At 62.5% G+C, this 7,476-nt stretch carries 11 protein-coding genes; 2 read left to right on the plus strand and 9 right to left on the minus strand.

Translation table 11 applies throughout. The features are described 5' to 3' along the window. Positions 1 to 294 precede the first annotated feature (294 nt). Both WCB02_RS06370 and WCB02_RS06375 read left to right on the plus strand, forming a co-directional pair. Positions 295 to 474, plus strand: a complete 180-nt coding sequence (locus tag WCB02_RS06370) for a portal protein (RefSeq protein WP_423956988.1) — start codon at positions 295 to 297, stop codon at positions 472 to 474. Beyond that, complete coding sequence (locus WCB02_RS06375) at positions 475 to 639, plus strand: hypothetical protein (RefSeq protein ID WP_423956989.1); 165 nt, start codon at positions 475 to 477, stop codon at positions 637 to 639. A 291-nt stretch (positions 640 to 930) separates the two neighbouring features. Here WCB02_RS06375 and WCB02_RS06380 read toward each other — a convergent pair whose 3' ends face one another. The 9 genes from WCB02_RS06380 to WCB02_RS06420 form a co-directional block, all read right to left on the minus strand. Then, complete coding sequence (locus WCB02_RS06380) at positions 931 to 1,266, minus strand: hypothetical protein (protein WP_423956990.1); 336 nt, start codon at positions 1,264 to 1,266, stop codon at positions 931 to 933. Between the two features lie 163 nt (positions 1,267 to 1,429). Then, complete coding sequence (locus WCB02_RS06385; protein ID WP_423956991.1) at positions 1,430 to 2,179, minus strand: hypothetical protein; 750 nt, start codon at positions 2,177 to 2,179, stop codon at positions 1,430 to 1,432. A gap of 89 nt (positions 2,180 to 2,268) precedes the next feature. Next, on the minus strand, positions 2,269 to 2,457 hold the full coding sequence (locus WCB02_RS06390; protein WP_423956992.1) for a hypothetical protein: 189 nt from the start codon (positions 2,455 to 2,457) through the stop codon (positions 2,269 to 2,271). A gap of 934 nt (positions 2,458 to 3,391) precedes the next feature. Continuing rightward, positions 3,392 to 3,592: a hypothetical protein gene (locus tag WCB02_RS06395; protein WP_423956993.1), complete on the minus strand. Its 201-nt coding sequence runs from the start codon at positions 3,590 to 3,592 to the stop codon at positions 3,392 to 3,394. 94 nt (positions 3,593 to 3,686) lie between these two features. Continuing rightward, positions 3,687 to 3,824: a hypothetical protein gene (locus tag WCB02_RS06400; protein WP_423956994.1), complete on the minus strand. Its 138-nt coding sequence runs from the start codon at positions 3,822 to 3,824 to the stop codon at positions 3,687 to 3,689. A gap of 102 nt (positions 3,825 to 3,926) precedes the next feature. Continuing rightward, positions 3,927 to 5,096: a sensor histidine kinase gene (locus tag WCB02_RS06405; RefSeq protein ID WP_423956995.1), complete on the minus strand. Its 1,170-nt coding sequence runs from the start codon at positions 5,094 to 5,096 to the stop codon at positions 3,927 to 3,929. Positions 5,097 to 5,198: 102 nt separating this feature from the next. After that, complete coding sequence (locus tag WCB02_RS06410; protein WP_423956996.1) at positions 5,199 to 6,026, minus strand: helix-turn-helix transcriptional regulator; 828 nt, start codon at positions 6,024 to 6,026, stop codon at positions 5,199 to 5,201. Between the two features lie 129 nt (positions 6,027 to 6,155). Then, complete coding sequence (locus WCB02_RS06415) at positions 6,156 to 6,881, minus strand: DUF3750 domain-containing protein (RefSeq protein WP_423956998.1); 726 nt, start codon at positions 6,879 to 6,881, stop codon at positions 6,156 to 6,158. Between the two features lie 156 nt (positions 6,882 to 7,037). Beyond that, positions 7,038 to 7,250, minus strand: a complete 213-nt coding sequence (locus WCB02_RS06420; RefSeq protein ID WP_423956997.1) for a hypothetical protein — start codon at positions 7,248 to 7,250, stop codon at positions 7,038 to 7,040. Positions 7,251 to 7,476 lie beyond the last annotated feature (226 nt).

A 7,476-nucleotide genomic window follows, 5' to 3' on the forward strand; every position in this document is an offset into this window, starting at 1 on the left:
AATCGGATCAATGATTTACGCTTTCGCGAAGCTGCAACTTCCGCTTAGTCCTACTGCGTCATGACCGGGCGAGGCGCGTGATATCCCCCCTGGTCATTCCGGGGCATTCGCAAAGCGAATGAGCCCGGAATCCATAACCACAGGCCGGAATTGCCGGCCGAGATGGTCGTTGCACGCATCTTTCACTGTCAAGATCAGATTCCGGGCTCGCGCTTCGCGGACCCCGGAATGACGGTGGTGAGAGGGCGATAGCCTGAGTGACGCAGTCGTATTGGCCTGCCCCCACGAAGCTGATTGACGCCGCTCACATCAGACGAAGTGGTGCGCTTCGAGCCGGTCGGCCCCGATGACGAAGCCGCCGCGCAGCAGGAGACCGATTATCTGAACCATGTGTTCATGCAGCAGAACCCCGGCTTCATGGTGCTGTATGCCTTCATCAAGGATGCGCTGCTGTCCAAGAACGGCCTGGTCTAGGTGTGGTGGGAAGAGCGCGAAGAGGAAAGCCGCGAAACCTATTACGACCTGACCGAGGATCAGTTCGCGATGATCGCGCAGGCGATCGAGGAGTCGGACGGCGAATTGGAGATCGTCGCCCACACCGTTCATGGCAATCCGGTGGAAACGAAGGCGACGTCGTGAGCGACGCCCAGGGCTGGCCTTCGTGTATTGCGGGCTCTCCGGCGCGGGCGGGCGGGGCGGTTTCAGCGGCGCCCGCGCTGGAGTCTCGCTCCAAAATGGTGTATGATCCACCAGTGAAACCGGCCCTCCCGTTCGAGGCTGATGACCCTGAAGGAGGCATCGCAGATGACTCAGACTCCGATTCGACATCGACGGACGCGAACTGCTTGGGGCGCACATTAGCGGGCGTCGCATGGCACGAGGAGGCGTTGCCGGGTGCAGGCGCGTCTCGTTTCCAGCATACAGCGGCAGCTAGCAACCCCCGAAGAGGTCCGGTGTTTTGGCTGGAGGGTCCTCTAAATCTTCTAACCGGAGGACTTTGAGTCCCGAGGCTTCGCCTTGTCGGCGAATGTCGCTGTCCTCTGAATAGATTAGTTCCGCTCCCTCGACTTTGGCAATGGCGATGATTTGTCGATCGAACTTCACCTTCGCCCAGCTCTGGGAACCTTCCTTCTTGTCGCCAGCTTGCAGCCTCTCGATGCCGCGCCGCTGCCTCAACAGCTGCTCGCGGCCCGAAGGAGGCAATCCTGAAGCGGGGCGTCTTGCTGAGAATTTCCAGATATTGGGGCGCCGCGTCACCTGCGCCAACAAGCATTTCGCTTAACGCGGGGGTCGGGACGATAACAACACCTTTTTGCTTGTCGAGCGTCTCGATGAGATGCAGAAGTTTCGCATCAACTTTGCCAACGCCTTTCACACGCGGATCCAAAAGTGGGATCAGAAAGGACGTGTCAAAGACAACGACCGTCATCTAATGGTGGTCCCGTCTATCGCGCCGAAGGCCGAGAATGTCGCTCAGCGCGTCGTCGCTTTCGTGCCAGGTGCTCCCTTCGACCTCGCGTAACTTGAAGACCACTTCGGCCATCGGGCAATCGTCGAGCACCTCGAAATCGGTAATGTCGAATTGCTCCAGTTTCCAGGCCCCATTTTCCTCGCGCACCCACTTGCCATTGCCATGCAGGCGCACGACGCCGGTCAGGTAATAAGACGCGAGTCGCCGCGCGACTTCTTCGCCGCGAACGTTGCAGTTGTAAACTACGTCGCCATCTCTGAGCCAAACCGGAATTGTCTCGTCGCGGCCGCCGATTCGGATAATCCGACCATCGATCGTGCCGATCTCGCGGAAGGGCCCGTAACGCATCGGCTTCGGGTTCAGGCGACCTGGAAACTCAATGACGTTGCCCTTTATCGGCGTTACTAGTGACGCAATCGCGCCGTCCTTGGCCAACATACTGTCGATGTTCTTATAGGCCTGCATCGCGTCCTTTGGACCGCTGCCTTGCCTAACCTGCGAAACGCGCTCCTCGACTTTTGGGAAGGCGACAGATTCGACGTTTGAGACGAGAACCGCACTGCCCGACTCGAGATGCGAGAAGTGGACGTTCTCGCGCTCACCCAGTAGGGCGGCTAGCTCCGTCATGTACTCGGCCAAGCGAGCCATCGGCAGGTGATCGACGGTGAGAACATCGATTATAAATCGATATTGCGAGCGTTCTGCCACGTTGCTGCATCCTGTACTGGCAAAAAACATAACACCAATCGCGCCAATTCTTATGCTGCGGCAGTCAATTTTTTCCTGACGTGGGCCGGTTAGTGGTTCCCCTCAGCTTTTTCCCGGGCACGCGCAAACGCCTTCGCCGCTTCCTCAGCTTGCTTTGGCGTCATGCGCTTGTTGATTGCGCGCCGGCCAGCGTTGTCAAAATAGAAATGGCGGCTCGGCGTATTATCCGGATACCGGGCCTCGTAACCCTCTTCGTGCTTGATCAGGCGGATAGACATAGCCTAGATATAGAACAAAATGAGAACTTGGTCCACGGATTTTCCGCGGGTGCGGTGCGCATGTTTGCGGGTCCGTGGCTTGCCGCTGCTCCGGATCAGTATGATCCGCCGATTTTGACGGACCTTGAAACCGCAAAAGACGTCCACCGGCGAAAAAAATCCCCGCCCGCGCCATCCGGCAGGCAGGGAGTGGTTGACGCGAGTACGTGGCCGCCACGCTGAACAGATGCGGCGACGCGAGTGTATCCCTGGTCTGTGACAGGCGGTTCGCATTTCGAAGAAAAGATCTTGGCGGACGAGGTGAGCGGCTCGCTCCCATCGCGCTCGCCGGGCGCTGGATGCCGCGAAGCGGGACAACGCCACAGTAGTCCTACGGTTGGTCGTTTTCTTGCAGCCTTCGCATCGAGGTTGTACGTAGCGCGCGCAGCAGCTCGTCAACGCGACCCAGCGAACCAGGACGGAGTTGCAGGACTCCTTCCGATGAGACGCACATGCTAGCGGAAAAATTTTTCCTGGTTCTGGAAACGCTCCTGAGCCACACCAATCCCGACGGAGGTCCGAGCGTGGAAAGCACCTCTCTGCGAGTTCCAATCAAGCTCCCGCGCAAAAGCGGGAATTGGTCTGCGCGCGGGGATTTCGCGCGGGGATTTCACTTGGCGAGTTCACTTGGCGATTTTCTCGGGCTGGACGGTGAGACGGATGGCCACCTCGGTTGAGCCGTCGAAAACGTCAAGGATATGATCGCAGAGCAGGCAACGGTAAGCTCCCATGGTCCGTCTGCCGGAAGCCACTTCAAGCCGGCGGTAGCCGGCCTTGCATTTGGGACAGATGATATCGGACGACCTCATGGTCGGGAACCTACTGCACGGCGCGAAAATTTCCAACCGGGGCGGCAGGTAGCCTTACCCGCCTCTTCAGGCTGGCTCACGCGCTTTCAGCGTCCCTGGCGGCGCGACATCAGGGCCGGCGCATAGATGTCCTCGGCCCCGCAATCGGGGCATTGCAGCTTGATGGTGTCAAATCGCGGTTCTGGCTCTCGTTCGGGCGAGGGCGCTTGCGCGAACGGAATCGTCTCTCCGCATCTGGAGCAATCGACGGTGAAGTACCATTTGTCTGGCTCGATCTGATCCGTCATGTCCAATGGCCTGGTGCCGCAGCGATGTTTGTCTCGCTGAGCCGCGTCGCAGTTTTTTCAACTTGAGATGCTGGCCCGAGGGGCTGGCCGGCCATCAGCGTTTCGCCAGCCGTTTCGGCACCTTCAATAATTTTCGCTTGGCGCGCAGCTCCGCGCGCTTTCTGATTTCGGCCTTGATTTCCGCGATCAAGGTCATTGCTTCCGGTGTCTGGATCTTCAGGGTGGACTTCATGTTCGCGCCCTCCCGACGACTTGACCCGCGGCAGGCTAATCCAATTCCGGCAGAGGGCAACAGGAAAGCGCGCGGCTGCACCCGCGCTGCCGGCCAAAAAGCTCAGTTGCCGAAGGATGCGATCGGCAGTCGAAGGCGCGCGATCAAGCCTTCGGGACGCCAGTCATAGTCGATCGTTCCGCCCAGTTGCTGCATCGTGGCGTTGACCAGCTTCACGCCGTTGCCCTGTCGTTCCGGCGGCCTGGTGACGGGGCCGCCGGCCTCGCGCCATTGCAGGCTCATTTCTGTCTCGTCGGCATCCCACTCGATCTCGACGGCGCCCTGCTCGACGCTCAGCGAGCCATATTTGGCGGCGTTGGTCGCCAGCTCATGAAACAGCAAGGCAAGATTGTTGACCGCCCGTTGGCCTACCGAAAGCGCCGGACCGCGTATCAGCGATCGTCCATCATCATGCGGCAGCAGGATGCGGGTGAGAATCTCGGCGAAATCCGCTCCCTCCCAGGGCATTTGATTGAAGCGCCGGCGCACCAGTGCATGCGCGTCCGCCAGCGCATGAAGCCGTCCCATCAGCTTGGCCGCGAGATCGTCGATGCTCAGCGCGCTTCGTGCGCTGAGACGGACCATGCCTTCGGCCAGCGCAAAGACGTTCTTGACGCGGTGGCTCATCTCGTCGGCCAATGTTTCCTGGATCCTCAAGGCCTGGCTGAGCCGTTCTTCCGATTGGATCATGCGCAATGCGATGGCCGCGAAAGCCGCGAGGTCGCCGAGCGCGCGCGCATGGCCGCTGTTGAAATGTCCCGCGTCCTTGGCGATGACCCACAACGTCCCGAGCGGCGGCGCGCCCTTGCTCTGCAGCGGCACCAGCAGAAGCTCCGACACCGGCAGAGCGCCCCGGATCCAGCCGAAGGCGCGTCCCGGCTGCGCCATCAAGACCGGTCCGCCGACATCCAGGCAGACACCGGCCGGACTGTTCTCGCGCGGCACCGTCACACCCTGCATCGCCGCCAGCGCGCCCTGCACGCCGAGCCAGCGGAAGCGGTTGGTCTCGGCATCGAGAACGCTGACGCCGGCGGAAGCGCCGTCGCAGATCTCCATCGCGAGCGCGACGAGACGCGGAATGATCTCGGTCGGCCGATCCGCCATCTGCTGCGCCAGGTCCTGGATCGCCTGCTTCTCGCGCAGATGGTCGGGACTGGCGGCCGGACGGCGCTGCAGCTCGTCGGTAATGACGACGGCAGCACGCGGATCGGGCGGATGATCAGGCTCTGCCATCCAACTCAGCCTGGAAGAAAACGTGGCCAATCTTGCACCGATCGATTGCCTTCACCAGCCCTATTATGTCCTGCGGTGTGATGGCGGGGCTTGACATGCAACTCAAGCGAGTGCGGACGCGATTCGTCCGGCGTCTTCTGCCGTCGCGGGATTGTAGACCACCATGGTGAGGTCGGTCCGTCCGTCGACCGCGAACGCCGAATGTTCGAAGGCGAGCGGGCCGAGCAGGGGATGGCGGATATGCTTCACCGCCTCGCCATGGCCGCCGTGAACGTCGTTGTCGCGCCACATCGCCTTGAATTCGGGACTGCGGCGGCAGAGTTCGTCGATCAGAGGTTCCACCTCGGCCGCGGCGCCGGCGCGGGCCGCGTCCACCCTGAACGCGCCCAGCACGAAGCGGGCCACGCTCTCCCAGTCGTGCTGCGCGGCGCGGGCGCCCGGATCGAGGAAGATGAAGCGCAGGATATTGCGCTCGTCCGGCGCAAGCGAGGCGTAGTCGATCAGCATCACGGTCGCGGCCCTGTTCCAGGCCACGACGTCCCATATCGCCGTCCTGATCACGGCAGGGGTCGGATCAAGTGCGTCGAGAACACGCTGCAGCCGTGGCGTGACGCCGTCGCTCTTCTGGTAGCGCGCCTCGGGCGGCCGGCCGAGGCCGAGCAGGAACAGATGCTCGCGCTCGACATCGGTGAGCATGAGGGCGCGCGCAATCCGCTCCAGGACGTCGGCCGAGGGCGCGCCGCCGCGTCCCTGCTCGAGCCAGGTGTACCAGGTGGGACTGATGTTGGCGCGCTGCGCCACTTCCTCGCGGCGCAGGCCGGGGGTGCGGCGACGCCCCGGCGGGAAGCCGAAGGCTGCCGGATCGAGCTTGGCACGGCGATCCCTGAGATACATCCCGAGTCGGCTCTCGGTCGTGATGCGTTCGTCCATCCAGTTCGCCATCATACCATGATGAGATCGCGGCTTTACCAGCATACAGCAGCAGCGCAGGCTTGTCTCCAGCGAAACCAACCCGAAAGAGTTTGCTCTTTGCTCGACCTGCGTACCGCGCGAGCACGATCAAACGAGGGGCGCGCCGATGCGGCCGATGCCTGGAAGCTTCAGCGCCGGCCGTCTGATATCGAGTCCGAGCACGCCGCCGAAGACGTTCAGCTCGAGACCCTCGATCCATCCGATCTTCAGGCCGAGATAGCCGGCCAGCGAAACGAACACGCCGCTTCCCGATGGCGTGAAGCCGAACCAGTCCCCGCGGTAGGGATAGTCCTTGCCGATGGCGGTGGGCGGAAGCACCGCGTTCAACTGCGGCACCGCGTCGAGGATCGCCTGGATGAAGGTATTGGAATTCGGCCCCGGCCAGGGACGGTAGTCGCCGTCAGCGCTGAACTTGTAGCTCTCGACCGCCGCGCGAATTTTCGGAATCAATTGTTCCGCCTGGTCGCCGTCGACGTGGACCACGGTCTCGGGGACGGCACCGAACCATCGGCCATCCGCGACAAAGCCGTCGATCCGGATGGGTTCGCCCCACGCCGTGTAATCGTAGCGGGAGTAGCGCGCCGCGCCGCGTTCTTTCACGACGATCCAGCTGTGAACCGCAAAGATCCCGCGCCAGCGCACTGTCCGGGCCGCGAAAACCCGTATCAGCGCATCGGCATGCTCAGCCGGCCTCGGCAGCAGCCCGGCGCTGGAGCGGTCCGCGGTTTGCCAGTCGTGGCGACCATCGCCGAGCAGATAAGCGGCGGTCGACGCGGCGATCGGTCCCAGCAGCAGGAGCAGGAAAATCAGCACGGATCTCTTCAAGGGATGACGTTCGATGGAAGCGCGGCGGCCAGGACCCGTGATGTAGTCGTTGTCGGCGGATTTGCCAGCCCGCAGGGCAGGTTCCACGCATCGAGGCATTTCGTGCACCGCGATCCGGTTCGATCGTCGGACGCAATGTCGAGGTCAGGTTCCGGACGCCGGGATGACGGCGATGGTCGCCGGGATCCTGGCGCTGATCCCGATGCGAGCCGGATGCGCGTGCGGCTCATGGGGCAGGATGGAGGCGACCTGTCCGCCGGGGCCCGCGACCATGGCGCGCGTTTTCGCCATCCTCGGATTACGTTCGTAGTCATTCATGCTCGCCAGCGACATCACCCGGAAATCCGCGCCCGGCATTGGTCGCTGCGCCGGTCCTGGCACCGGATTGATGTCGCGGCGCCCGGATGCGCCGGAACGCCCTGAGGAGGCGCGATCATGATGCAACCCTTGTTGAAACCAGGCCGGGAGGCGGCGATTGGCGAAGGCCACGCGGAGACCGGCGCGGCCGCACGGCTGCTGGCCGCGATCGACGCGCTTGCGCCCGGGATTGCCGCACGCTCCCACGAGATCGAGGCCGCCCGAC

Source organism: Bradyrhizobium sp. (assembly GCF_049581145.1).
Lineage (GTDB): Bacteria > Pseudomonadota > Alphaproteobacteria > Rhizobiales > Xanthobacteraceae > Bradyrhizobium.